General features: G+C 38.7%; 25 protein-coding genes and 1 pseudogene. 5 read left to right on the forward strand and 21 right to left on the reverse strand.

Annotation, left to right across the window (positions count from 1 at the left end; all coding sequences use genetic code 11):
* Positions 1-32 precede the first annotated feature (32 nt).
* Entirely contained in the window at positions 33-1,289 is a 1,257-nt protein-coding gene (locus QAP06_RS04980; RefSeq protein WP_286465130.1) for a restriction endonuclease subunit S, read from the reverse strand.
* Positions 1,290-1,298: 9 nt separating this feature from the next.
* Positions 1,299-2,876, reverse strand: a complete 1,578-nt coding sequence (locus tag QAP06_RS04985) for a type I restriction-modification system subunit M (protein WP_286465132.1) — start codon at positions 2,874-2,876, stop codon at positions 1,299-1,301.
* 181 nt (positions 2,877-3,057) lie between these two features.
* On the opposite strand from QAP06_RS04985, the gene QAP06_RS04990 reads away from it, so the two are divergent.
* The 3 genes from QAP06_RS04990 to QAP06_RS05000 all read left to right on the forward strand — a co-directional run bounded on the left by QAP06_RS04990 (position 3,058) and on the right by QAP06_RS05000 (position 5,756).
* Positions 3,058-4,041 carry a DNA cytosine methyltransferase gene (locus tag QAP06_RS04990; protein WP_286465135.1) on the forward strand — a complete coding sequence of 328 codons (984 nt, stop codon included), beginning with the start codon at positions 3,058-3,060 and terminating at the stop codon, positions 4,039-4,041.
* Positions 4,038-4,991: a HaeIII family restriction endonuclease gene (locus QAP06_RS04995; protein ID WP_286465138.1), complete on the forward strand. Its 954-nt coding sequence runs from the start codon at positions 4,038-4,040 to the stop codon at positions 4,989-4,991. Before QAP06_RS04990 ends, QAP06_RS04995 begins: the two co-directional genes overlap by 4 nt.
* A 78-nt stretch (positions 4,992-5,069) precedes the next feature.
* Entirely contained in the window at positions 5,070-5,756 is a 687-nt protein-coding gene (locus QAP06_RS05000) for a phosphatase PAP2 family protein (RefSeq protein WP_286465140.1), read from the forward strand.
* Positions 5,757-5,779: 23 nt separating this feature from the next.
* On the opposite strand, the gene QAP06_RS05005 is transcribed toward QAP06_RS05000, so the two are convergent.
* Together QAP06_RS05005 and QAP06_RS05010 are read right to left on the reverse strand one after the other, a co-directional pair.
* The gene (locus QAP06_RS05005; RefSeq protein WP_286465142.1) at positions 5,780-6,721 is read right to left on the reverse strand and encodes a COG2958 family protein; all 942 of its coding nucleotides are present in this window, start codon (positions 6,719-6,721) and stop codon (positions 5,780-5,782) included.
* Positions 6,718-8,319 carry an ABC-F family ATP-binding cassette domain-containing protein gene (locus tag QAP06_RS05010; RefSeq protein ID WP_286465145.1) on the reverse strand — a complete coding sequence of 534 codons (1,602 nt, stop codon included), beginning with the start codon at positions 8,317-8,319 and terminating at the stop codon, positions 6,718-6,720. The genes QAP06_RS05005 and QAP06_RS05010 overlap by 4 nt, the downstream gene beginning before the upstream one ends.
* A 206-nt stretch (positions 8,320-8,525) precedes the next feature.
* Between QAP06_RS05010 and guaC the strand changes: the two genes are divergently transcribed.
* Positions 8,526-9,503, forward strand: coding sequence for a GMP reductase (guaC, locus tag QAP06_RS05015; protein WP_286465147.1), 978 nt, complete (start codon positions 8,526-8,528; stop codon positions 9,501-9,503).
* Positions 9,504-9,662: 159 nt separating this feature from the next.
* Here guaC and gmhA read toward each other — a convergent pair whose 3' ends face one another.
* From gmhA to cdh, 15 genes and pseudogenes are all read right to left on the reverse strand, one after another.
* Positions 9,663-10,241, reverse strand: coding sequence for a D-sedoheptulose 7-phosphate isomerase (gene gmhA / locus QAP06_RS05020; RefSeq protein ID WP_286465150.1), 579 nt, complete (start codon positions 10,239-10,241; stop codon positions 9,663-9,665).
* Positions 10,234-11,619: a D-glycero-beta-D-manno-heptose-7-phosphate kinase gene (gene rfaE1, locus QAP06_RS05025; RefSeq protein ID WP_286465154.1), complete on the reverse strand. Its 1,386-nt coding sequence runs from the start codon at positions 11,617-11,619 to the stop codon at positions 10,234-10,236. The genes gmhA and rfaE1 overlap by 8 nt, the downstream gene beginning before the upstream one ends.
* Positions 11,616-12,608: an ADP-glyceromanno-heptose 6-epimerase gene (gene rfaD / locus QAP06_RS05030; protein WP_286465156.1), complete on the reverse strand. Its 993-nt coding sequence runs from the start codon at positions 12,606-12,608 to the stop codon at positions 11,616-11,618. Before rfaD ends, rfaE1 begins: the two co-directional genes overlap by 4 nt.
* 8 nt (positions 12,609-12,616) lie before the next feature.
* Positions 12,617-13,138 (reverse strand): D-glycero-beta-D-manno-heptose 1,7-bisphosphate 7-phosphatase, encoded by a 522-nt coding sequence (gene gmhB, locus QAP06_RS05035; RefSeq protein WP_286465159.1) that lies wholly within the window; start codon positions 13,136-13,138, stop codon positions 12,617-12,619.
* Positions 13,128-13,868 carry a sulfite exporter TauE/SafE family protein gene (locus QAP06_RS05040; RefSeq protein ID WP_286465161.1) on the reverse strand — a complete coding sequence of 247 codons (741 nt, stop codon included), beginning with the start codon at positions 13,866-13,868 and terminating at the stop codon, positions 13,128-13,130. The genes gmhB and QAP06_RS05040 overlap by 11 nt, the downstream gene beginning before the upstream one ends.
* Positions 13,859-14,530, reverse strand: a complete 672-nt coding sequence (locus tag QAP06_RS05045; RefSeq protein WP_286465163.1) for a type III pantothenate kinase — start codon at positions 14,528-14,530, stop codon at positions 13,859-13,861. The genes QAP06_RS05040 and QAP06_RS05045 overlap by 10 nt, the downstream gene beginning before the upstream one ends.
* Before the next feature lie 4 nt (positions 14,531-14,534).
* Entirely contained in the window at positions 14,535-16,160 is a 1,626-nt protein-coding gene (gene pgbB / locus QAP06_RS05050; RefSeq protein ID WP_286465165.1) for a plasminogen-binding protein PgbB, read from the reverse strand.
* 4 nt (positions 16,161-16,164) lie between these two features.
* On the reverse strand, positions 16,165-16,821 hold the full coding sequence (locus QAP06_RS05055; protein WP_000022988.1) for a tetratricopeptide repeat protein: 657 nt from the start codon (positions 16,819-16,821) through the stop codon (positions 16,165-16,167).
* The gene (dut, locus tag QAP06_RS05060) at positions 16,818-17,255 is read right to left on the reverse strand and encodes a dUTP diphosphatase (protein WP_000694164.1); all 438 of its coding nucleotides are present in this window, start codon (positions 17,253-17,255) and stop codon (positions 16,818-16,820) included. Before dut ends, QAP06_RS05055 begins: the two co-directional genes overlap by 4 nt.
* A complete protein-coding gene (gene greA, locus QAP06_RS05065; protein WP_001031343.1) occupies positions 17,245-17,739 on the reverse strand; it encodes a transcription elongation factor GreA in 495 nt (164 codons plus the stop codon). The genes dut and greA overlap by 11 nt, the downstream gene beginning before the upstream one ends.
* 40 nt (positions 17,740-17,779) lie before the next feature.
* A complete protein-coding gene (lpxB, locus tag QAP06_RS05070; protein WP_286465167.1) occupies positions 17,780-18,862 on the reverse strand; it encodes a lipid-A-disaccharide synthase in 1,083 nt (360 codons plus the stop codon).
* Positions 18,862-19,323 (reverse strand): nickel-binding protein Mua, encoded by a 462-nt coding sequence (mua, locus tag QAP06_RS05075; RefSeq protein WP_286465169.1) that lies wholly within the window; start codon positions 19,321-19,323, stop codon positions 18,862-18,864. Before mua ends, lpxB begins: the two co-directional genes overlap by 1 nt.
* Positions 19,324-19,329: 6 nt before the next feature.
* Positions 19,330-19,683: a hydrogenase/urease nickel incorporation protein HypA gene (hypA, locus tag QAP06_RS05080; RefSeq protein WP_286465171.1), complete on the reverse strand. Its 354-nt coding sequence runs from the start codon at positions 19,681-19,683 to the stop codon at positions 19,330-19,332.
* Between the two features lie 58 nt (positions 19,684-19,741).
* Entirely contained in the window at positions 19,742-21,898 is a 2,157-nt protein-coding gene (gene flgE / locus QAP06_RS05085; protein WP_000946404.1) for a flagellar hook protein FlgE, read from the reverse strand.
* A gap of 202 nt (positions 21,899-22,100) precedes the next feature.
* Positions 22,101-22,918: pseudogene (cdh, locus tag QAP06_RS05090) on the reverse strand (CDP-diacylglycerol diphosphatase).
* Positions 22,919-23,186: 268 nt separating this feature from the next.
* Here cdh and QAP06_RS05095 point away from each other — a divergent pair.
* A complete protein-coding gene (locus tag QAP06_RS05095) occupies positions 23,187-23,516 on the forward strand; it encodes a zinc ribbon domain-containing protein YjdM (protein ID WP_140471426.1) in 330 nt (109 codons plus the stop codon).
* A gap of 56 nt (positions 23,517-23,572) precedes the next feature.
* Here the strand turns inward: QAP06_RS05095 and QAP06_RS05100 are convergent, their stop codons facing one another.
* The gene (locus QAP06_RS05100; protein WP_001206520.1) at positions 23,573-23,788 is read right to left on the reverse strand and encodes a hypothetical protein; all 216 of its coding nucleotides are present in this window, start codon (positions 23,786-23,788) and stop codon (positions 23,573-23,575) included.
* Positions 23,789-23,872: 84 nt separating this feature from the next.
* A complete protein-coding gene (locus QAP06_RS05105) occupies positions 23,873-24,748 on the reverse strand; it encodes a twin-arginine translocation signal domain-containing protein (protein ID WP_286465175.1) in 876 nt (291 codons plus the stop codon).
* Positions 24,749-24,799 lie beyond the last annotated feature (51 nt).

The raw sequence follows: 24,799 nt of genomic DNA on the forward strand, positions 1-24,799 counted from the left end.
AAGCTCTTTTATTATTGATTGTAAAAACGCTTTTAGCATTTTTTAACTTCTTTATTTGGGGTTAGGGGTTTGAAACTCAATAGTTTTTCTCTGTAATATTCGTATTGTTTTTTCCTGGCTTCTATTTCAGCGGGGATACCGGCTAATAAATCGGTGGTTAAAATTGAAAATTGATCCAAAATCTTAACGATCTCTTGTTGGATTTCTAGGGGTGGGATGGGGATTAAAAAATTTTGTAAGTCTTTGCTATAAACATGAGGAATTCCCCCTGTGCTTTTTGTTGCATGGATCGCATCTTGTTGCGTTGTAAGATAGTGAAAAAGATATTTAGGCATTAGGGTTTTTTGTTTTGGTGAAACAGAAAAAGAGTCAGCAAGAAAAACAGGAATATCCCAATAACTAACATAGCCAGCATACACTCCAGATGAAGAAATCGCTATTGTTTCTCCGCTACGATTTGCCTCGTTGTGATAATAAGCGGGTTGTCTTCCCCCCGAAATAACGGGGACTTTTCCCAAAGTTACGGCTTTTTTTGTTATTGATTTTCCTTTTTGAAAATCACACACCTCCCCCAATTTCCTAAACTCCACCCCCTTAGGCGCTAAAGTTTGGAGTAAGGTTTTTAGATTTTTAGGATAGGTTTTTGCGCTCATTTTTGCGTCTTTGTGGTTTGAATTAATGTCATTAAAGTCTAAAAGCATGTTTTGGTAATATTGGTATTGCTTTTTTCGCACTTTTAATTCTGTGTTTAATTCTGTGAAAGCGTCCAAAATCTTAACGATCTCTTGTTGGATCTCTAGGGGTGGGATGGGGAACTTATATTTTTTAAAAGCAGTCATATCCACAGAAGCAAAACCTGAAACATTAGTATTATTTTTGCACCATTCCCCTAAAAGAAAGCATTGGTAAAAAAAGAATTTCATGTCTAAAGCAAGATCACAATTCGCTTTTTTACTTAAAAAAGTGAATCGTTGATTCGCTAACGAATCAACGATTAAAAGGGCATGCTCGCCTATCGTTGCTGTTGTGGAAATGATAATAGAATTTTTAGGGAATAATTTTTTACCCTTTAAAGCCTTTGGGGTAATGTGTTGGATAGAGTCTTTTAAAATCCTCCCATTTTCTCTAATGTCTTCCATTCTAAACCAAGGGATAGTCCCTTTTTCCCAAAATTCAGGATTTTTTTTTGATGGGGTGTAACCATTTTTAATTTCAAAAACCTCTTCAAGCGTTCTAAACTCCACCCCCTTAGGCGCTAAAGTGTGGAGTAAGGTTTCTATTTTATGCATTGTGTTTCCTTAAGATTCCAACTCTTTGATGATTGAATCAAGGCTGTTCCTTAAAGCGCTTTGCTTTTCTACGATTTGAGAAATCTCACTATTAAGCGCTTTAATATCAATGATCTCTTTAGTGTCTTCTTGCTCCACATAGCGGTTGACGGATAGGTTGTAATCGTTTTCTTTGATTTGCTCAATATCGGCTAGGGCGCAAAAGTGCTTGATTGTTTTCCTTTCAATATAGGTTTGCAAAATCTTTTCTCGGTTGCGTTCTTTGAGCTTGTTTTTCTTGCCTTCTTTGACAAACTCCTTACTCGCATCAATAAAAAGCGTGGTGTCGTCTTGTTTGTTTTTCTTAAGCACTAAAATACAAGTAGCGATACTCGTTCCAAAAAAGAGGTTGTCTGGCAAAGCGATCACGCAGTCAATGAAATTATTTTTGACTAAATACTCTCTGATTTTTGCTTCAGCGTTCCCTCTATAAAGCACCCCGGGAAATTCCACGATCGCAGCAGTGCCTTGATTGGATAAATAAGAAAGCATGTGCATGGTGAAAGCGAGATCGGCGGCGTTTTTGGGTGCTAGCACACCGGCCGGGCTGAAACGCTCATCATTGATTAAAATGGGGCTGTTATCGCCCGCCCATTTAGTGGAATAGGGAGGGTTGGAAACGATCGCATCAAAAGGCTCATCGTCTTCATGTTTTGGGTCTAAAAGCGTGTCCCCATGCGCAATGTGGAATTTAGAGTAATTGATGTCATGCAAAAACATGTTGATTCGGCAAAGGTTGTAAGTGGTCAAATTGATTTCTTGCCCAAAATACCCTTTTGAAACATTTTTATCGCCTAGCACTTTAGAAAATTGCAAGAGTAACGATCCGCTCCCACAACATGGGTCATAAACCTTATTGACGCTCTCTTGGCCGTGCAGGGCGATTTTAGCGAGCAGTTCGCTCACTTCTTGGGGGGTGAAAAATTCCCCTCCGCTTTTGCCGGCATTGCTCGCATACATGGTCATCAAATATTCATAAGCGTCTCCAAAAACATCAATCCCGCTTTTTTGGTAGTCGCCTAATTGCATGCCCCCTATGGCTTGAAGGATTTTAGTCAATTTTTCAACCCTAGTTTTATGAGAGCTCCCTAATTTATTGCTATTGACATCTAAATCCGCAAACAAGCCTTTGACATTTTCTTCTGATTGAAACCCTAGGCTGGATTTTTCTATTTCGTTAAAAATATTTTGTAAGGTTACATTGAGATCTTCATTATTACGTGCGTTTTTTAGCGCATTACAAAATAAAGCGCTTGGCGGGATGAAAAAGCCTTTTTCTTCAATAAGATTCTCTCTTGCACCCTCGGCTTCTTCATCGCTTAAATTAGCGTAATCAAAATCAGGGTCATGCTCTCGCTCTTGTTTATTGATGTAATGAGTCATGTTTTCTGAAATGTAGCGGTAAAAAAGAATGCCTAAAACATATTGCTTAAAATCCCAACCATCCACACTGCCTCTCAATTCATTAGCCACTTTCCAAATGGTGTTGTGCAATTTGTTGCGCTCTAATGAAGAAGATTTATCTGCTTGAGTGTTTTTGTTTTCCATGATAATAAGCCTTTTTTTGTGTTTTGATTGGCGTTTTTAAAAATTTAAGGTTTTATTTTAATCAAATACCGATAAATAAAAGCTTAAATAATACTAACCCATTCTTTAGGATAACCCGATTTTATTGTAAAATCCTTTCATTATAAAGTATTGAGATTTAACAGAATGATAAGGATATTTTTTGAATTTACTTTCATTATTTGCTGGAGCCGGAGGGCTAGATTTAGGCTTTGAGAAAGCAGGGTTTAAAATAGTTGTTGCAAATGAATATGATAAAAATATTACACCTACTTACAGACTAAATCATAAAAACACACAACTACTAGAAAAAGACATTAAAGATTTACAAACCAGTGAAATTAACTTTTCTGTTGATGGGATTATTGGCGGTCCGCCATGCCAGAGTTGGTCAGAGGCCGGGAATTTAAAAGGTATTGATGATGCTAGAGGGCAGTTATTTTATGAATATTTGCGCCTTTTAAGAGAGCTTAAGCCTAAATTTTTTTTAGCTGAAAATGTAAGGGGCATGCTCGCTCAACGCCACGAAACGAGTGTAAAAAATATCCTTAATGCTTTTAAAGAGTGCGGTTATGAAGTCAATACGCATTTAGTGAATGCTAAAGATTATGGAGTGGCACAAGAAAGGCTCAGGGTTTTTTATATTGGTTTTAGGAAAGATTTAAAAATCAATTATATTTTTCCTAAAGGTTCAACGCATTTAAAAAAACTCACTTTAAAAGATGTTATTTGGGATCTAAAAGATAGCGTGGTGTGCGCTTTAGCGAAAAACAAACGAAACCCTAAGGCCATTAACAATCATGAATATTTTATTGGTTCTTATTCGCCGATCTTTATGAGCAGAAATCGTGTAAAAAATTGGGACGAACAAGCCTTTACTATACAAGCATCAGGAAGGCAATGCCAACTACACCCACAAGCCCCAAAAATGGCTAAATTTGGCAAAAATGATTGCAGATTTATAGAAAATTACCAACATTTATACCGCCGTTTGAGCGTGCGGGAGTGCGCAAGGATTCAAGGTTTTGATGATGATTTTTATTTTGTTTATGAAAACCTTAACGACGCTTATAAAATGATAGGCAATGCTGTGCCTGTGAGTTTAGCTAAAGAAATTGCTGTAAGTATCTATAAGGTGTTGTATTGAGCAATAAAAGCAATAATCAAGGTAGAGCATATGAATACGCATGGTGTTTAGCTTTAGAGCAAAAATTAAGCGTTTTAAAAAAGGTTATAGTGGATAAACAAAATGGTTTTAACGCAGCTAATAGAGCTTATGAAAGTTTAGAAAAATCCCTACAAGAGCGTTATTTAGAAAGCGCTAAACAAGGCGTATTGCTTTTATTAGATTGTGAGCCATTATTAAGCGAAATCATAGGGAGTTTGCAAAATGAAATTACCCTATCGTTGCAAAAAGACAAACTTGGTGAAATAGGTGATATCCGGGATATTTTAATTTATTTTGATAGATTTTGCATAGGATTAAGCATCAAACATAACCATGAAGCAATAAAGCATTCTAGGCTTTCTAAAGACTTGGATTTTGGAGAAAAATGGCTAGGCGTTAGAGTGTCTCAAAATTACAAAGACACTATAAAACCACTCTTTGAAAGACTAGAAAACGCCAAAAAAGAAGGCATGTTATGGAGGGATTTCCCTAATAAAGAACAAGAAATTTATGCCCCATTATTACAAGCTTTTAAAAAAGAGGTTTTAAGAATTGATGAAAATAAGGAAAATAAAGTCCCTCAAAAAATGGTGGAGTATTTGCTAGGCAAATACGATTTTTACAAAGCGATTTTGTTAGAAAGAGAACAAAAAACTAAATTAGAGGCATACCATTTTAATAATACTCTTAATCGCAGCATGAAAAATAAGCCTAAAAAAATTATCCCTTTAAGCAAATTGCCTACTAGAATGATTTATTTTGATTTCAAACCCAAAAGTTTCAATACATTAGAGTTAGTTTTAAATGAAGGGTGGTCATTTTCATTACGCATCCATAATGCAAGCTCTAGGGTGGAACCAAGCTTGAAATTTGATATAAAATTGCTTTCAAAACCTGAGAGTGTTGCAGTTTTTATAGTAGGGTTTTAGGCAAACAAAAAAGCTCTATTTTTTAATCAAATAAGCTATAATCACCCTTTTAAAAGTCATTTTTTAAAAGGGGTTTGAATGGTATTTGACAGAACGATAAGCGCAAGAGAAAAAAAAGTAGCTAAAACGCTTGGGATTATTGGGATTGTCTTTTTTATTTTGTTTGGCATCGTGATAAGCGGGGTGGCTTTTCAAAAAGAGTGGGTGCAAGCGTTAGACGCATTTTTTATAGACTTGATCCGTAACCCTGCCCCCATTCAAGGGAGCGCGTGGCTTTCTTTCGTGTTTTTTAGCACATGGTTTGCGCAAAGCAAGCTCACCACTCCTATAGCCTTACTCATTGGCTTGTGGTTTGGGTTTCAAAAACGCATCGCTTTGGGGGTGTGGTTTTTCTTTAGCATCTTATTAGGTGAATTCACCTTAAAATCCCTTAAGCTTTTAGTGGCGCGCCCACGGCCTGTAACCAATGGTGAATTGGTTTTTGCGCATGGCTTTAGTTTCCCTAGCGGGCATGCTTTGGCTTCAGCACTTTTTTACGGCTCTTTGGCGTTGTTGTTATGCTATTCTAACGCAAATGCTCGCATTAAAACGATTATTGCTGTGGTTTTACTTTTTTGGATTTTTTTAATGTCGTATGATAGGGTTTATTTAGGGGTGCATTACCCTAGCGATGTTTTAGGAGGGTTTTTATTAGGGATTGCTTGGTCGTGCTGCTCTTTAGCGCTTTATTTGGGGTTTTTGAAACGCCCTTATAAAGCCGCTTAAAGCGTTTTTTAAAATCTCATTTTTTAAAAAGAAAGCGATGGGTTAGGGTATAACTCCTCTTTCTTTTTAACCTCATCAAATTCATCTTTATAGCGGTGTTGGTGGTTTGGATCATAATCCACAACGCTCTTTAAGAAACCGCTGAATTTTTCATTTTTCGCGCTAAGCTCTGAAGCCACGGTGTAATCAATCTTTTCTTTGTATTTAGCGTTCAATAAAATAGCGCTTTTATCCTCATCAGTTCTTAAATCAATCACGCCAATCCCAAAACTCGCATGCAAACGCTTCAACAAATCCATGAGTTGGGGATTGTGCGTATCAATATGACAGCCCACCAAATACCCCTCATTAGCCCACGAGCTGTTAGAAATCGCTTGAAAATAACACTCCCTGCAATTATGCACGCTGATTTCTCTTTTCAATTCAAAGCTCACCAGTTTAACGGGTAAAGTGTCAAATTTCTTAGAAAAAGCGATTAAATTTTCATTAGACAATTCAGCGTGCAAAAACCTAACCCCCACCATGTCCGGATAAAGCCACCTGTCCATGCCTTTTGGCGATTTTGAACTCTCTTCGTGAAAAATGGTTTTCGTGTAGCATTTCAAATTTTCATTGTGGCAAGCCATGTAAGTTAAAAAAGGGTGCAAATTTCTTTCATGCACGATTTTAACGCTTGGAGCGCTTGGCTTTTGAGTATTCAAAACCGGCTCTTTAGCCGCGCCTTTTAAAGCGATTAAGGTTGGTTTTTCTTGCACTTTCAAAAAAGGCAGTTTTTCGCCCTTGCTTAAGGCTGTATAAATATAAGCGCTAACGCTCTGGTGTGGGGTCTCGCCCCCATAATCAAACATGTTTGTAATCTCGCCTTTTTCAAAAAGCTCTTTGGCTTTATCATAAATCTCAGTAACCTTAATAGGCCCTGTAATTTCTAAAACGCTTTGAATGATTTCAATATCTTGCGGTTTCATTTTTTACTCGCTAAATACTCTTCATAACTGCCTTTAAAATCAATGATTGAAGCGCCTTTAGGGCTTGGGACTAATTCAATGATCCGATTAGCATACGCATCAATGAGCTCTCTGTCATGGCTTATGCAAATCAGCGCCCCATCAAATTTAAAGAGCGCTTCGCCTAGTGCGATAATCGCTTCTAAATCCAAATGGTTAGTTGGCTCATCTAAGACTAAGAAATTCCCCCCCTCTAGCATGAGCTTGGATAAAACCATTCGGTGTTTTTCGCCCCCGCTTAAAGCGTTCACGCATTTTTCTTGTTCTTCGCCATTAAAAAGCATCCTCCCTAAAGCGTTCCTAACCTCAGCGCTTTCAATCTTTTTATTGAAATTAAAAAGCCATTGATACAAGGTCTCTTCCCCGCTGATTTCTTCGCTCACATTTTGAGGGAAATAGCCTTTTGAAACGGTCGCTCCCCATTTCACTACGCCTGTATCTGGCTTTAACTCTTCTACTAAAATTTTACAAAGCGTGGATTTACCCACGCCGTTTGGCCCTATGAGGGCGATCTTGTCTTTAGGCATCACTTTCAAGCTCACTTGATTTAAAACGATTTGCCCATCATAACTTTTAGAGATGTTTTCGCATTCTAAAGCTTCATTACCGATGGTGCGTTTGGGTTTGAAAATAATGCTAGGATCCCTCCTGCTAGATACCGCTAAATTTTGAATGTCTAATTTATCCAGTTGTTTTTGGCGGCTGGTGGCTTGCTTGGCTTTAGAAGCGTTAGCGCTAAAACGAGCGATGAATTTTTCTAGCTCTTCTTTTTCTTTGAGCTTTTTATTGCGTTCGGCCTCTTGCTGTTTAATCATCAAAGTAGAAGCGATATACCAATCGTCATAATTCCCGCTAAATTCGCGCACGCTGTGAAAATCCAAATCTAAAATATGCGTGCATACCGCATTCAAAAAATGCCTGTCATGGCTGATGACTACCATCGTGCCTTCATGGCGTTTGAGGTTGTTTTCTAGCCATTCAATGGCGTTTAAATCCAGATTGTTGGTCGGCTCATCTAAAAGCAAAATATCCGGTTTAGGGAACAAAACTTGAGCGAGAAGGATTTTAAATTTATCGCTGCTTGGCAAGGTTTTCATCAAATCGTTGTGCCTAGAGCTAGGAATGCCTAAATCTTCTAGGATTTTTTCAATCACCACTTCGCATTCATACATGGGATCTTCTTCTACGCAAATGGTTTCTAACTCCCCTAATCTGGCATTCACTTTATCATCGCTCAAATCGCTTTCAATGTATAAGCGCTCTTTTTCTTTGATGGCGTCATACAAACGCTTATTGCCTATCAAAACCGCATCTTTAAGGCTCAAATCTTCAAAAGCGTATTGATCCTGCCCTAAAACCCCCATTCTCATGCCGCTTGTGATGATGACTTCCCCACTGCTACAATCAATGCTCTTGCTTAAAATCTTTAAAAAAGTGGATTTTCCTGCCCCATTAGCCCCAATCAGCCCGTAGCGCTTGTTTTTATCCAGCTTGATATTCACATTCTCAAACAATTTTTTAGTCGCATAGCGTTGCGTTAAGTTGATGGTTTGCAGCATCTTATGATTTCCTTATTTTTTGTGATCAGACTTATAGAAAGCTTATTGTAGCGTTTTCTTTACAATATTGTATCCCTTGCTTATTATGGTTATCTGTAAGATCTTTGACGATCAAATCTTGTCCGAGTTTATTTAATTTTTTCTCTTGATTTTTTATTCAAATTAAGGTAAAAATAATGTTTTAAAGCAAAAAAAGGATCGTGTCATTGAAAATATTTGATTACGAAGACATCCAGCTCATTCCTAATAAATGCATTGTGAATAGCCGTTCAGAGTGTGATACGACCGTTACCTTAGGCAAACACGCATTTAAAATGCCCGTAGTTCCAGCAAACATGCAAACAATCATCAACGACTCGATCGCAGAATTTCTAGCGGAAAATAGCTATTTCTACATCATGCACCGTTTTGATGGAGCAACAAGAATCCCGTTTGTCAAAAAAATGAAGGAACGCCAATGGATCAGCTCCATCAGCGTTGGGGTGAAAAAGGAAGAATATCTTTTTATAGAAGAGTTGGCCAAACAAAAATTAGCACCAGATTATATCACGATCGATATTGCACATGGCCATTCAAATTCTGTCATTGAAATGATCCAACACATCAAAACGCATTTGCCAGAAACTTTTGTGATTGCCGGGAATGTTGGCACACCAGAAGCAGTCCGTGAATTAGAGAACGCCGGTGCTGACGCTACAAAAGTTGGCATCGGGCCTGGAAAAGTGTGTATCACTAAAATCAAAACAGGCTTTGGCACGGGTGGTTGGCAACTAGCGGCCCTTAGATGGTGTGCTAAAGCAGCAAGAAAACCGATTATTGCAGATGGTGGCATCCGCACGCATGGCGATATTGCGAAATCAATACGCTTTGGCGCGACAATGGTCATGATTGGCTCGCTTTTTGCAGGGCATGAAGAATCATCTGGAGAAACAAAAATAGAAAATGGTATCGCATATAAAGAATATTTCGGTTCAGCTTCAGAGTTCCAAAAAGGTGAAAAGAAAAATATTGAAGGTAAGAAAATTTGGATCCAGCATAAAGGATCATTAAAAGATACGCTGATTGAAATGCATCAAGATTTGCAATCTTCAATTTCTTATGCAGGCGGAAGAGACCTTGAAGCGATTCGAAAAGTTGATTATGTTATTGTAAAAAATTCAATTTTCAACGGGGACGCAATCTAAAAAAATTGATGAAACGAAAGCAAAGGCAGAAAAAATAGTCTTCAACTTGTTTTTCAAGCGATTTGCTTTGACTTGGATTTTTGTTGTTTCTTAATCCTTTTTTTATTCTCATCTCGTAGGATCGTTTTCTTTTTAAATTCAAGCGCATAGCCTTTGAATTTAATTTTTACGAGCGAAATGCCTTTCAATGCAATCGCATAAGATGTGGATCATAAGAATGTGCATTTCTTGGATCCGTGGGGTATCATCGCTAGGGACAATCAAAGCGACATCGCTTAAAGGCTTCATTTTCCCCCCATCACGCCCCGCTAAACTAAGCGTTTTCATCCCTAAATCTTTAGCTTTTTCATAAGCTTTCAGGACATTTTTGGAATTACCGCTTGTAGAAATCCCTATCAAAACATCGTTTTTTACCCCCAACGCTTCCACTTGTCTGGCAAACACTTCTTCATAACCATAATCGTTCGCAATGGCGGTAAGAGCTGAGGTATCCGTGCTTAAACTTAAGGCGCTCAAGCCTTTCCTTTCCAATTTATAGCGCCCAGTCAATTCAGCGGCAAAATGTTGCGCATCGCTAGCGCTCCCCCCGTTACCGCAAATAAGGATTTTCCCTTGATTTTCTAAAGTTTCTATCAAAAGATGAACGCTTTGTTTTAACGCTTCTTGCAAATTCTCTAAACTTTTTTCTAACGCTTCCTTATGGGCTAAAAATTCTTTTTTAATTAAACCATCAATCATTGCATGTCCTTTTAATTTTTTCTATGATAGCGCTCGTGGAATAACCTTCTTCAAACTCCATCAAGCGGGTTTCTTTAGCAAACTCGCTCCCTACGACTTCTTGATTGAGATAGTCCGCTCCCTTGACTAAAATATCAGGCCTTAGGGCTTGAATCAATTTGATTGGTGTGTCTTCTTCAAACACCACGACATAATCCACGCAAGACAAACTCGCCAAAAGAAACGCTCTGTCTTTTTCGCTCACTATGGGGCGTTTATCCCCCTTAAGCCTTTTAATAGAAGCGTCGCTATTTAACCCCACAATGAGAATATCCCCTAAAGCTTTAGCCTTTTGCAAATAACTCGCATGCCCTTTATGGAGGAGGTCAAAACAGCCATTGGTGAAAACGATTTTTTGCTGATCTAAAGTTTCTAACAGCTTTTCTAAAGAAAGGATTTTAGGGTGCGTTTGGTTTAAAATCAAAGCGATTTCTTCTAAACTCGCTAACGCGCTCCCCATTTTACCCACCACCACCGCCGCAGCCGCATTGGCAAACTCGCAAGCATCTTTTAGGCTCTTTGATTCTAATAAAGAAAGCGTTAAAGACGCGATCACCGTATCGCCTGCCCCCGTTACATCATAAACTTCTTTAGCGATAGTGGGGCAATTGACTAACTCGCCTTTTTCTAAAAAAGCGATGCCTTGTTCGCTCAAGGTTACTAAAGGCATAGCGATTTGATAAGTTTCTTTTAAGATTTGGAGCGCTTTTGATAAATTCGCATGGCTGTCTAATTTCAAATGGAGCGCTTGCTCTAATTCAGCGCGATTAGGCGTGATCAAACTCGCATGGGAATATTTGCTATAATCCTTTCCTTTAGGGTCGCATAAAATGAGCTTGTGGTGTTTGTTGGCTAGAGCGATCATTTTTTGAGTGAGTTCAAAATCCAACACGCCCTTATTGTAATCTGAAAGGATAACGCCATCTATTTCTTTAATTTTTTCTGTGAAAAAATCTAAAAGTTTTTTTCTTAAATCAGCGTTTAAGGGGTCTTTGATTTCCTTATCCACGCGCACGATTTGCTGGTTTTGCGCGATGATGCGCGTTTTAAGCGTGGTGCAACGGGTTTTATCTATTAAGACGCCTGAAGTGTCAATCCCTCTTGTTTTTAAAGCGCTAATGAAATGCTTGCCCTCTAAATCATCGCCCACTACCCCACATAAAAAAACTTTAGCTTTTAAAGAGGTAAGGTTATTAGCCACATTGGCCGCTCCGCCTAAATTCTTGCTTTCTTTTTTGACTTCTAAAACAGGCACAGGGGCTTCAGGCGAAAGCCTTTCGCTCTTCCCCCACAGGTAATAATCAGCGATCAGATCGCCTACGACTAGGATTTTTTTCATGCGTGCTGTTCTTTAAAAACCGCATGGATATGGGGCAAATAATCTTTAATACCGCTTTCTAAATCGTATAAAGGGGTGTAATCCAAATCCAAAATAGCAGGTTCAATGTGTGCTTGGGTGTGCTTTTGGAAGAAGCAGTAAGGGTTTTTGATATAAGTTACTTTAAAATCCCCTAAATGCTCTTTTAAAATGCTAACGATTTCATTATAACTTCTGGCTTGGGAATAACCCACATTATAAACCCCGCTTTTTTGAGCCTTCATCGCTTTCACATTCGCTTGGATCACATCTTCAATATAGACAAAATCCCTTAATTGCTCGCCAAATTCAAAAAGTTTGACTTCCTTAAACGCCATTACGCCTAAGGCGAGTTGCAAGATCATAGAAGCGGTTTTCTCTTTATAAAATTCCCTAGGCCCATAGACATTAAAATACCTTAAGCCCACTTGAATATTGTCATTTGAATGGGAGAGGACCAATTCGTCCATGCAAAGCTTGGAAAAGCCATAAACGTTTTCAGGGCTTTCGTTTGAGCCTACCACATTGGGGGCTTTGGTGTTGCCATAAACGCCCGCTGAAGAAGCGTAAACCACTTTAGCCTTTTTTGAGCGAGCGATTTCTAAAAGGTTTAAAAAAGCCTGATAATTGGTTTTCATCACTAATTCTTGATCCAGCATGGTCGTATCAGAAACAGCGGCTTGGTGGAACAAATAATCAAAATGCAATTTTTCTAAACGCCTTAAATCTAAGGGGTTATTAATATCAGCTACAATCACCTCACCCTTAAAACCGATTAAATTCTTAAAATGCCCTAAAGAACTGGGGCGGTTATTATTAAAGAGCGTGTTACTGCGAAACTTATCTAAAATGATTACTTTAGCTTTAGGGTGGTTCTCTTGAAAATAAAAGGCTAAATTACTACCCACAAAGCCAGCCCCACCGGTGATTAAAATGGTTTGATTTTCTAATTCATCATCAATATAACGCATCACTATCCTTATTTAATCCAATTGATCATCTCTTTAAGATCTTTACATTGTATCCAAGAATGAGAAGTTTTTACAAAATTTGTGGCCAATAAAAGGTTTATTTTAACTTTAGCGTTCAAGCCGGCTAACATGTCACTCTCCTTATCGCCTATCATAAAAGATTGCTCCAAGCAAATTTGATGCTCTTTAGCGGCTTGCAAAATCAAAGAGGGCTTTGGCTTCCTGCAAGCGCAATTTTCTTCTGGGGCGTGCCTGCAAAAATAGATGCCATCCAAATTAAAACCTAATTCTTTGAGCAAGCTTTCTTGGAGGTATTCGGTGAGTTGTTCAAAATCTTTAAGGGTGTAATAGCCCCGGTTGATCCCAGATTGGTTGGTGATTAAAAGCAGTTTGTAGCCTAAAGATTTCGCATGGTTTAGTAATTCAAAAATCCCTTTTTGAAACTCAAAATCTTTTTTTTGACTCACATAGCCTTTATCAATATTGATAATGCCGTCTCTGTCCAAAAAAAGGGCTTTGTTAGTGTTCATGCGAATGCGTTTCCTTATGATCATGCTGAGTGGTGTTGTTTTGATGATGCATCACATGAGACATTTTGTGGTTAATGAGCATGATCCCCATATAAAGGACATAAAGCCCAAAAACCCCCATTAAACCTTTAGACAAAAGATTGAAAAATTTCCTGTAAGAAATGGAAATTTTGCTTAAAAAAACCCCCATTAAAAACAACGGCACGCTGGTGCCAAGCCCAAAAGAAAGGCCTAGCATCGCTCCCATAAACGCGCTATGACTGAGAATCACGCTCGCTAAAAACGAATACACCATCATGCAAGGTAAAAACCCGTTCAGCACGCCTAAAAAATACAGCCCTAGAATGTTTTGAGATTGCAAGGTTTTTTTCATCAAAAAAGAGATGAAAGGGATTTGAAAGCTTAATTTTTCCACTTTAGCTCCCAAGAGCGCTAAAAGGATTAAAACAACTCCCATACTCATCAATAAAACACCCCTAAAACCCATGCTCACACTAAGACTATGCCCTAAACCTGCCACTATAGCCCCTAAAAGCATGTAGGTGCTGATCCTCCCTAAATTATAAAGGGCATGGCAAGTGAGCTGGTAAGAAAAGCTCGTAACTTTAGAAAATCTTATTTGACTAAACGCGCTCACAATCCCCCCACACATGCCCACACAATGCCCTAAAGACATGCTCAAAGCGGCTAAAAACATGCCCAAAAAACTCAAATTCTGCATCATTTGCATTCTAGTATCCCTGCTTTTTTAAGAGCGATTTCCATCCCATCAAAAACCAAGCGCTCCTTGCAAACAGAATGGGGTAAAAACGCGCTCAAATACTTCGCATCGCCCCCACAAAGATAGATTTTTTGATTTTTGGCTAAATGTTGGATACAAGAGATGACGCTTAAAATCATGCCGTAATTCACAGCGTCTCTAGTGTTTTTAGGTAAAACTTCTAAAGAATCTAAGGCCTTGAAAGGTTGATCTAAGATTTTAGCGCTTTTTTTATACGCATGGGTATATTGGGCTAAACCGGGTAAAATACACCCTCCTAAATGCCTGCCCTCTTTAATTAAATCAATCGTAATCGCGCTCCCAGCATCCACCACCACGCCATTATTTACCGCTAAACACGCCATTTGCCGGTCTATCCCAAGCCCTATATAGTCGGTTTCTAAATGAAAAAATCCTGCAATATTTTTAGCGTTAGGGTAACAATCCAAAAGGGCTTTTTCATTTTCTTCATTCACGCTAATGTAAAAAATTTCCTTTTGAATACCCAAACGCTTTAAATCTTCTTTAGCGCTTGAAAAGAGCTGATAGTTTTGCACGAAATGGATGCGCGTATTGCCTATATCGCATAAAACCAGGTTTTTCAAATCTGTAAAAGATTGCCTAGCTGACATAGGCCTACTTCTTATTCATTTCTAAAGCTTTTCTTTTTTCTTCAAGCTCTTTTTCATCTCTTTCTTGCTGCTCTTTCGCTCTTTGTTCAAATTCTCTCGCTCTTTGTTCGGCTTTGGCTTTTTTCTTTTCTTCTTTCAAGCGGCGTTTTTCTTCTTTAGAATTTGGTTTTTTCTCTTCTTTAGAAGCGTTGTTCTCTTTAGGAGCGTTTTTGTTTTCTTGATTTTCTTTTACACCTTTTTGGATAGCGTTATTTTGATTGTCAATAGGCTCCATATCACGCCTTCTGGTTTTAACTTCTTCTTCTTCAAACCCGCTATTTCTTGGCTTAACTTTGTTTTCTTCTAAAGGCTTTTCTTTAACTTTATGCCTTTCTTGCAAATAAATGGGAGTGTTTCCTTTTTCGCCTTTTTGAGATTTTTTAGATGCCGGTTTTTCCACAACGGGATAAAGTTTTGGTTTAAAATCATTATAATCTAAATAGTAGCGATCATAATACACCCGATTTTTATCATAAAACACCCCTTTATCCAAACGATTAGATGAAAAAAACTTAAAACTGCCTATAGTTGGCGTTTTATAGACATTATACGAATCAAAATCATTCAAATCCACTTCTATCACATACCCACGCTTTTCTAAAGAATACAATTTATTATGGTTTAATACAATCGTATTGAGCGAAGCAAAGGGCAGTTTCACGCTGTTTAATTCCCTCAAACTCTTATCCATTTGCAAAATCTGCCCGTCTAAAGTCAGCACGTATAAAGTCCCCTTATCATAAAGCAAATCCACAATATCCCCATCATAGTTGAACTCTTGACCGCTCACGACTGAGAGTATCCTTTTCCCTGTAGAAGCGATCATGTTATTGCCATCTACGATAAGGTAAGTGATATTGTTAAAAAACTTATCGCTGCTGATAACAATGTTTCTAATAGGCGTAGGGTTTCCATGCACATAATCCACGACCAACAAGCGCCCATCTAGCATAGGGAACACCACGACCGTATCCATAAAAATAGGCATTGCCATTAAAGAATTGATCGTGGCGCTTGGGGAACCTTTCTCACTAAAAAGCAATTTTTGAGAAGTGATGTCGTATAAATTCGCTGAATTGTCCGCTAACACCACCGCTAAAAGATTCCCTTTAACGCTCGCGCTCAAGGCAAAAGTTTCCAAAGGAATAATGATGGATTTCTGGCTGGCGTTAGGGTTACTGCTAATCAATTCCACTTGATGGCAGACTTTATCTTGGACTTCTGCTTCAACGCCCTTTAATTTCAATTCCGTTTCTTCAGTCTTAGCCACCTTGCTTTTGCTTGTTTTTTTATCAATCTTGTTCAAACAATCTTGAGCAAGGATGAAAAACCCTTGACTCTCATTTAAAAAACTGCTTTCGTAATTGAAATTCTTACCGATTCTTAGCTGCGTTAAACCTTTATCGCCTATAACCGCTCCATTTTTCAAAATGGCTCCATAACGATTAGACGAAACGATGCTTTCTTGCAAATGGTTAGGGAAATACGCTTCGCCTTTAATTTGGTGTTTAGCGGGTTTGAAGTATTTTCTCATGTTACAGCCGCTAAAGACAATTAGGGCTATGAGTAAGATTAAAAATGGTTTGTTCATCAAATCAATGCGTTCCTTGAATGGTTTCTTTTTTTAGATTAGTTGGTTTGGAAGGGTTTTGTTGAATATCTTCTAACATTCCATAATGTTTTAAAACAGAGATTATAGCATAGAGTGAAGAACTTAGAGGGATAGTGGATAAACTTTGATGCGCTTTTTTGATCGCGTCTTTAGAATTTTCTTCATACAACAAGTTCACTTCTTGTAAAGCGCTCATTTCTTTAAGAATGGGGCTTTTTTCAAGCAAGTTTTTATCTCTAGAGAGCGATGCGTAAGAATATTTGGCAAACGCTTTAACGACTTCATTAGAAGATTGCGAAAGCCTTTTAAACTCGTTTGCATCGTTTCTCTCACTCGCTCTGGCGAACTGATACAAGTCATACAACTCTGGGGCGACTTCTTTCAATCTTTTTTGCAAAGCTATATTATTAGGACTCTCTAGCACTTCATTATAAATTTGAGTGATCCGCTCTCTAGTTTGCTCATGCTTATAATCTTGTAATTTTGTATCCCCTAAATAAGCGATGAAAGCCACCACGATAAACAACAACACCCACTTGTAGCGTTTGAAAAACTTTTCTAATCTAAACGCTCCTTCTAAAAGCTTTTCATCGCTTTTAAATTCGTTTTTAACTTGCTCTAAATTTTCCTTAATACTCATGCCTTACTCACTCCTGTGCTGCCAAAGCCCCCACTACCCCTTGAAGTTTCATCTAATTGTTCGCATTCTATAAATTCGGCTTTATAAGTTTTTTGAACCACCCCTTGAGCGATCCTATCCCCTACTTGAACTTTAAAATCTTTATCGCTCAAATTCGCTAAAATGACCTTAATTTCGCCCCTATAATCATTATCCACCGTGCCAGGAGAATTTAACACCATCACCTGATGATTCAAAGCCAAGCCGCTACGGGTGCGCACTTGCAATTCATACCCCACTTCTAAAGACAAACAAATCCCTATTTTCACCAAGCCCACGCTATGAGATTTGATCATTACTTCTTCTACAGCATGCAAATCAAAGCCTGAAGAACCCTCGGTTTGGTATTTAGGGATAAGGGCGTTTGGGTGGATTTTTTGGATTTTAATTTTCATCAAAACAAATCTCTTTATAATAAATGTCTAAAATTTCAAAATCGCTCTCGCCATTAGGCAATTGAATGCTCACCGCATCGCCCTTGCTCTTACCTATCAAACTCTTAGCGATCGGCGAACCAAAAGAGATTAACCCTTTAGCTGGATCGCTCTCCACGCTCCCTACTATCGTGTAAGAAAACTCTTTATCGTTATCCAAATTAAGGATTTTAATCGTGCTGCCAAAACTCACTTTATTATGGGCTAAAACGCTCGGATCAATCACTTGAGCGTTGGCGACAATTTCGCTTAAATCCACGATCCTCGCTTCAATGAAGCGTTGTTTTTCTTTAGCGGCATGGTATTCAGCGTTTTCTTTCAAATCCCCATGCCCCCTAGCAATATCAATTTCTTTCACAATATTAGGCCGTTCCACCTCTTTTAATTGCTTCAATTCCGCGCAAATTTTATTGTATCCATGCATACTCATAGGTTCTTTATTCATTTAATCTCCTAAGCTTATTCAGTAGAGATTATAGTAAAAATTAAGTTAAATTCAGCAAAAAAGCCATTTCATTAGCGACTTTTCTCGCGCTCCCACTGGCTAAATATTCCCTTAATCTCAAACTTTCTTTAAAATAGCGCTCTCTGTCCATTTCTTTATACGCTTTTAACAAACCCTCTACGCTCAAAAAATGCTGGATCAATTCCGGGTGTAATTGGCTCTCCCCAAGCCCTGGAGTTTCATTATTTAAGGCGTTATAAAAGATATTCGCTAAACCTATATAATGCAAATTGACAAGCATTCTAGCGATCAAAAAATCCATCGTTTTAGCCCTATACGCTAACACAAAAGGCGTGCCAATCAAAGCGGCCTCTAAAGTCGCTGTGCCGCTGCAAATGAACGCAAATTCCGCTTCAAATAAACTTTTATGCGCATCATAAGAAATTTCAAACAATTCAATGTCTTCTCCATAAAGGGCTTTCAAATCCAACCCCTTAAAGAAACTCGGCACGACCAGCACACGCCTTTTAAACCCTTCGTTTTGTTCTAAAATTTGAGCCGCTTTGACAAACAAAGGGAACATTTTAACGATTTCGCTTTTTCGGCTTCCTGGCATAAACACTAAAGTTTCGCCCTTAATATCTTTTTTATAGTATTTAATTTCATCTAATAAAGGGTGTCCTACATATTGAGCCTTTTTTTGGTAATAGCCCACTTCAAAAGGCAAAATCGCTCCCAAAAAATCGCAGTATTTTTCAAGGCTTTTAGCGCGCCATTTTTTCCATGCCCAAACTTGCGGTAAAATATAATACATGATTTTTTTATGCGGATCTTGTTTTTTGATTTTTTTGGCTAGAGGGATATTGAAAGAAGAAGAATCCATTAAAAGCACCATATCCGCTTGTTTGGCTAATTGAACCATTTCTTTATGGGCTTTGAGTAAAAACCCCAAACGGCCTATCACATCTCTAAAACCCATGATAGAAAATTCCCTAGGGCTATAGAGTGCGTCTTTGCCTTCAAACACGCCAATAAAACGATAATCTTTAGGCAAATTGCGGCGTAATTCCTCTAAATGCGCATTAGAACTCGCTTCTAAAGCGCTCACTAAAATCGTGGGCATTATTTGTCTTTCAAAAGGTTTTGGACTTGATAGAGCTTGATTTCTTTATGCAAATCCCTTAATTCAATTTTGAGCAACGAATTTTCAAAATCTTTTTTAGAGAGATGGTTTTTTAAAAGCCTGTTTTCGCGCAAAACGCTGCGGTATTGCAAATAAAGCCCTTCATCAAACACGCGCTTGCTTGGTTTTGCCATTATAACCTGATTGTCATTAGTGTGAACCTCCACTTCTTCAAGGGCTTTAGGGAAAATCACATCCTCTTCTGTATTTTGCGTTTCTTTGTTTAAGCGGAAGTTTTCTTTTTCTAATTTTTTTTGATAGATTTCTTGCTTCAAACCTTTTAAAGCGCTCTTTTTCTTACGCAAGATTTCTTGGACTTGCTTCAATTCCAAACGGGTTTTTTTTAAAACTTCTCTGGTGTCTTTAATTTCTTGCTGGTAAGCGTTCAATTCTTCTTGCATCGGTTTTTATTCCGCTAACATTTCTAAAGACAACAAACGCATTTCATTGCCTTGAGTGATAATGACATTCTTGCTGTGGCATTTCTCACACACCCCATAATCTAGCGCGTTAGGCTTAAAAACATACGAACAATCCTTGCATTCTAATTCAACCTTTTCATCTACAATGTCTAAAACAGCGTCTTTACACACCAAAGATTCTTCTCTAAAAGTCTCAAACGCGCTCACAAACAAGCTCTTATCCATAGCGCTTCTTTCACCAATACCGACCACAACTCTTTCAATCTTATGGGCTTGATTTTTCTTCGCATGCTCTTCGCAAAGAGCGATTAAAGAAGAAACGACCGAGTATTCATGCATGCTAAACCTTAATCTTTAAATTAGCCCCTATTATATTGTATTAGAGTAATCTTTTAGTTTATTGCTTAAGATTCAATAGGGTGTTAAGGATTTGATCGGATGTGGTTACCGCTTTAGAGTTCGCTTGAAACCCCCTTTGAACCACAATCAAATTCGTTAAGCTCCGGCTCAAATCCACATTACTAGACTCTAGTTTAGATCCTGAAATCGAACCCCTACGCCCCGTATTAGCCGCGCCGATTAAGGCTTGCCCTGAGTTTCCGGTTTGAGAAAAGACATTCCCGCCTAAAGCCTGTAAGCCCGCATCGTTAGCGAAATTCGCTAAAGCCACTTGAGCGAGCGCTAAAGTCCTGCCATTACTGAACGCTCCTAAAAGCACCCCGTCTGAATCAAAGCGGACATCCATCAAATCGCCCGCTTGATAGCCGTTTTGCTCAATCGCATAAGTTTCAGAAATCTTATCCACGCTCGTTAGCCCATCAAAACTCCCTGAGGAACCAAAGGCCAAATTGATGCGTTGGGGGGCATCAGCGCCATTTTTAGGATCAAATTGCAAAAGAGGCGGGTTCATGCCTGCAAGCGATCCGTCGTTATTGAAGCGCAAACGGCCTCCCTCAAACACATTAGGCCTAGCCGCTGACCCCCCTACTAATTCCCCAGGCTCAGGCACGATCACCCTAAAATTCCATTCCGCTCCCCCACTCCTATAAAACTCAATGCGCATGGCGTGTTTAGTGCCTAAGCTGTCTATCACATCAATGCTTGTCGCATGCGTAGCGTGGGTGAATTTAGAACTGCTCGCTGACGCTCCCCCTTCAATCAAAGAAGCGGTATTAAGCCCTTTCATCGCGTTTTTAAACAAAACATTGTTCGTTACGCTGTCTGAAGAATACCCGCTCACAAAGATATTAAGATTTTCTTTAATGACATTTTTATTGTCTTTATTATTGATTTCAAACATGCCGTATTGATTGATTGTAACCCCTATAGAAGCGGCTGAGTCCTGGTAATTGTCCGCTAAACTAGGATCTTTAACGATATTAGCGTCGTGCTGGATTAAGGCGCGCAAGTCTTCAGTGGTCCTAAACTGCCCAATATCCGCATTAGGGCTAATAGAATGCGTGTAGCTGTATTTGAAAGCCGTTACATCTTTATCGCCGTCTAAAAAGTTAGCGAACGCTCCGGTCCCAGCTTGAGTAACCACAATGTTTTTAAGCTTTTCATCGCCGTCTAATTCATTAGTGTTTTCCAAACGCAATTGCTTGCCGTCCAAATAAGCTTCAATGCCTGTTTGGCTTTTGACCGCATTGATCGCATTTTTGGCTGCCACTAAGCTTGAAGTCCTACTCACCGCTGAATCGTTCGTGAAAGAAATCTTAACCCCATTCAACTCAAGCGTGCTGTTTTCTGCAGAAGGGAGGATGTCTTTAACCATTTTCGCGCTCTTATAGCTCACCCAGATCCCTTGGTTTTCATTCAATAAAAGAGCGTCGCCATCTTCATTGTATAAAGAGCCCATGTCTTCGGCGACTTGAGCAAGATTCGTGCCTGAATCATACACCGGATTAATGCCATCTGAAGGGGTTTTAGCTGAAGAATCCAAAGCAAATATCGCCGCTGTTTGATCGGCATGCCTTCCAGCGTTTAAATTCGCCCTCATAGAAATGCGGTTACTCGCTCTAGCTGGCATCACCATTCCTGGATCAATTCTAATGTTTTCTAAAGGACCGGTATTATCCACTTTTAAAGCGTCCGTATCGCTCCCTTTATTGCCGGTATCGCTCCCGTTTCTCACCCACCCTTGCACCACAAGCCCGCCGGTGGTAACCAAACTCCCTTGCGAGTCAAAAAGGAACTCCCCATCTCTAGTGAAATTGCGCGTGATCCCCCTATCAGGGCTAATGATGAAAAAGCCATCGCCTTGAATCGCTAGATCGGTTTTGACATCTGTGTTTTGGATATTGCCTTGTGAAAAGATTTTAGTCGTCGCATCCACGCCTACCCCAAGCCCCACAGAAAAGTCATTCTGCCCTGCTAACCCGTTTTTATAGGGTGCGGTAGCGATGAGTTTGACTTGAGAGAGCATATCCACAAAAGAAGCCCTAGAATATTTAAACCCAGTGGTATTCACATTCGCAATATTATTACTCTCAATATCCAAAGCGATTTGGTGGGCTTGCATCCCATTGACACCAGACCATAAAGACCTAAGCATGGTTATCCTTTAATGTAAAGAAATTCAATCTATGCCAAATAAAGCAAAAGTTGTTCCTAAATAGCTTTTTAGAATGATTGATTGCGGATTTTAAATTTTGTTAATCAAAAAGATCAGTCAAATTCATAAAAAAATAGGGGGTTTTGTAACACTACCCCCATAACGCTTTTTAAAGGTTGTCGCTCAAATTTAAGAATCTACCTTAACGCAAAATCGCGCATTCATGATCTTGAATCTCTTCGGCTGAAGCGCGATTGGAAGTTAATGGGTTAAATCGTGTCGCTAACAAGACAAAGGAGTTATCGCTTTGTTGCACCACCGCCACGCCATAGTCTCCCATGCGTTTACGCGCGTTAGGCATATCTTTGGCAAGCATGATAAAGGGGCTTTTTTGCGCCAATTCGCTTTCTGTTACCCGACGCACCAAATATTTATGCCCGTTCAAGCCACCTGATAATGGCGACCAACGGCTGTTGATTTTTTTTAGATTATTATCCAGCTGTTTGCGTGCTTCAAGGCTAATACAAGAGATATGGATATGAAAATGGTTTTGCGATCGCCCCTTATGAGAGTTAATCGTCAAAGAAATCGCACTATCAGGAATGGGTTTGCCGTATTTTTTACCCATAAAGTCCCGCGCTTGCCAGGATAAATAAAAAAAGTTAGGCGTTGAAAGGTCAAGCAACAAAGGGCTTTCAATACCGCTAATGTGAGTTGTTGGCATCAACAAATATTGCAACGGGCCGTTAATATCTTTTAAAACCACATAGCCGGCATCGGGTTTGACTTCTATGCATGGCGAAGGATTCTGATTTTTTTCATAATTGGGCAAACATTTCTCAAAAACAATCTTACGCAACACATTTGGATCTTTAGCGTTTAAACTCATAACAGCGATAGCTACCACCGCTAAAAAAAGAAAGCCCGCTTTTTTCATCTTTTTTGCTCCTTGTTTTTAATGAGAGTTTTTACAAACCCTCTTGCTATTTTTCTATAATAGTGGTCAAAAGCTTTAATCATTATGATTATTTTAACGAATTTTAATTTATTAATAACTTTTAGTAACCTATTTTTAAAAAGAGCTTTTTGAACACTAACCAGAAAAAACTTAAATTGATGGCATTAAAAATGCTAAAAGAATTTTTTAAAATATTAAATAGCTTGCGCTAAGCAGGTGATAATTTTTCGTCATGCGATTTTATGGGGTTGATACTTATCACAATAAAGCGTTTTATAACCTTGATTTAGGTAATATCATCATCCTAATACCACAATAAGGACAACTATCATGCAAGATTTACCCCCATGCCCTAAATGCAGCGACGCCTACACCTACCATGATGGCGTGCAATTGGTTTGCTCTAGCTGTTTGTATGAATGGAATGAAAATGAAGCTAATGATGAAGAATTGATCGTTAAAGATTGCCACAATAATCTTTTACAAAATGGGGACTCGGTCATTCTCATTAAGGATTTAAAGGTTAAAGGCTCATCTTTAGTGCTTAAAAAAGGCACCAAAATCAAAAATATCAAGCTTGTCAATGGCGATCACAATGTGGATTGTAAAATAGAAGGGCAGAGCTTGTCTTTAAAGTCTGAATTCCTCAAAAAAGCTTAGGAAAATACAAAAGCTTAAGAGTGAGAAAAGCTTAGTGGCTTTTTGAGCTTGTAAAGTCATTTTTTAGAAAAAATCAACTTATCTAGCTTGAAAAAAATCACCGCTCCAATGGTTTGCCCCAAGAAAAGATTGAGCCACAACGGAAAATTGAAATAATAGAAAATCTCCATAAAAGGCAGCATCACCAATGCGCTCAACATCCACCTAAGCCAATAAACCAAAAACAGCTTAGAAGCGTATTCTGTGCCAAGTTTCTTAAAAAATTCTCGCATAAAGACAACCCTTTAAACCCTTTTTGCAAACTCTCCCTAAAAAGGAAAGCCCGCTACCAAGGAATATTTCTAAATTTCATGCCTTTAGACAATCGTATAGGACACTCTTTTTTCAAAAAGTTTGCTCTCGTAATTGCCTAAATCCCTACCATCCACAAGGGCGAAAGCATCGCCAAAAGTCGCCAACAAAGCAGAATCTAACTGCATGTCTTTATGGCGATTCAATGGGATAAAAACTTCCTTGTGATTATTTTGAAAATCAAACGCTAGAAATGAATCTTTCAAATACACTTCTACCCTAGGAGCGTTTTTCACTACGCTGTTTTGACCCAGTTTCAAGCCTTGCACTTCAGCGCTTTTAATCCCACACGCATGGCATAAGGACACAAACATGCTCTCTTGTGAAATGGTTGCAAACCAAGGCAAACTCTCACGCTTAGGCAAATTTTCTTTACCCTCTAAAGCCTTCTGTCTCTTAGGCATCTCATGCTTGATAAACGCATAAAAATTACGAACGCTTTCTTTAGGGGTTGTTCCCTTGAGCTGGTTGGCAATGTTAGCCACGCTCGCATCGTCTCTTTCATAACGCCCCATTGCTACAAAATCGCTCGTTTCAAACAAACGCTCATTCAATTGATAGCTAGCGATCTCATAAGACAAATGGACTTGCTTTTTTTGAGCGCTTTTTAAAAAATCCACTTGCAAATAAGGCACCCCAAAATTGAGCATGCTTTTATAGCTGGCATGATTGCCTTGTAAATGCACATTGCTCGCTACAACACTTGGCATGGGAATGAAAAGCGAAGTGTGTTCTGCAGAATCAAAATCAATGCTGTATTGAGCTTCTATTTTATATTTTGCAGCACTCCCTTTGCTTTCTTCTGCCTGCAAAATCTGCACTCCTAAAACAGCACCTGTAGCGCCTAAAGCAGTCGTTTTAATAAAATCCCTTCGTTTCATAACTATAACTCTTTATTGTAATTTTTAAATTCGTTGAATGAATGAAAAAGT

The organism is Helicobacter pylori (assembly GCF_030323545.1).
Classification (GTDB): Bacteria; Campylobacterota; Campylobacteria; order Campylobacterales; family Helicobacteraceae; genus Helicobacter; species Helicobacter pylori_CO.

Bases quoted from the DNA above. Each gene is read 5' to 3' on its own strand.
- QAP06_RS04980 (WP_286465130.1), bottom strand. From the start codon at position 1,289: ATGCATAAAATAGAAACCTTACTCCACACTTTAGCGCCTAAGGGGGTG.
- QAP06_RS04985 (WP_286465132.1), bottom strand. From the start codon at position 2,876: ATGGAAAACAAAAACACTCAAGCAGATAAATCTTCTTCATTAGAGCGC.
- QAP06_RS05000 (WP_286465140.1), top strand. From the start codon at position 5,070: ATGGTATTTGACAGAACGATAAGCGCAAGAGAAAAAAAAGTAGCTAAA.
- QAP06_RS05005 (WP_286465142.1), bottom strand. From the start codon at position 6,721: ATGAAACCGCAAGATATTGAAATCATTCAAAGCGTTTTAGAAATTACA.
- QAP06_RS05010 (WP_286465145.1), bottom strand. From the start codon at position 8,319: ATGCTGCAAACCATCAACTTAACGCAACGCTATGCGACTAAAAAATTG.
- gmhA (WP_286465150.1), bottom strand. From the start codon at position 10,241: ATGATTGATGGTTTAATTAAAAAAGAATTTTTAGCCCATAAGGAAGCG.
- rfaE1 (WP_286465154.1), bottom strand. From the start codon at position 11,619: ATGAAAAAAATCCTAGTCGTAGGCGATCTGATCGCTGATTATTACCTG.
- rfaD (WP_286465156.1), bottom strand. From the start codon at position 12,608: ATGCGTTATATTGATGATGAATTAGAAAATCAAACCATTTTAATCACC.
- gmhB (WP_286465159.1), bottom strand. From the start codon at position 13,138: ATGAACACTAACAAAGCCCTTTTTTTGGACAGAGACGGCATTATCAAT.
- QAP06_RS05040 (WP_286465161.1), bottom strand. From the start codon at position 13,868: ATGCAAATGATGCAGAATTTGAGTTTTTTGGGCATGTTTTTAGCCGCT.
- QAP06_RS05045 (WP_286465163.1), bottom strand. From the start codon at position 14,530: ATGTCAGCTAGGCAATCTTTTACAGATTTGAAAAACCTGGTTTTATGC.
- pgbB (WP_286465165.1), bottom strand. From the start codon at position 16,160: ATGAACAAACCATTTTTAATCTTACTCATAGCCCTAATTGTCTTTAGC.
- QAP06_RS05055 (WP_000022988.1), bottom strand. From the start codon at position 16,821: ATGAGTATTAAGGAAAATTTAGAGCAAGTTAAAAACGAATTTAAAAGC.
- dut (WP_000694164.1), bottom strand. From the start codon at position 17,255: ATGAAAATTAAAATCCAAAAAATCCACCCAAACGCCCTTATCCCTAAA.
- greA (WP_001031343.1), bottom strand. From the start codon at position 17,739: ATGAATAAAGAACCTATGAGTATGCATGGATACAATAAAATTTGCGCG.
- lpxB (WP_286465167.1), bottom strand. From the start codon at position 18,862: ATGCCCACGATTTTAGTGAGCGCTTTAGAAGCGAGTTCTAATGCGCAT.
- mua (WP_286465169.1), bottom strand. From the start codon at position 19,323: ATGCAAGAAGAATTGAACGCTTACCAGCAAGAAATTAAAGACACCAGA.
- hypA (WP_286465171.1), bottom strand. From the start codon at position 19,683: ATGCATGAATACTCGGTCGTTTCTTCTTTAATCGCTCTTTGCGAAGAG.
- flgE (WP_000946404.1), bottom strand. From the start codon at position 21,898: ATGCTTAGGTCTTTATGGTCTGGTGTCAATGGGATGCAAGCCCACCAA.
- QAP06_RS05095 (WP_140471426.1), top strand. From the start codon at position 23,187: ATGCAAGATTTACCCCCATGCCCTAAATGCAGCGACGCCTACACCTAC.
- QAP06_RS05100 (WP_001206520.1), bottom strand. From the start codon at position 23,788: ATGCGAGAATTTTTTAAGAAACTTGGCACAGAATACGCTTCTAAGCTG.
- QAP06_RS05105 (WP_286465175.1), bottom strand. From the start codon at position 24,748: ATGAAACGAAGGGATTTTATTAAAACGACTGCTTTAGGCGCTACAGGT.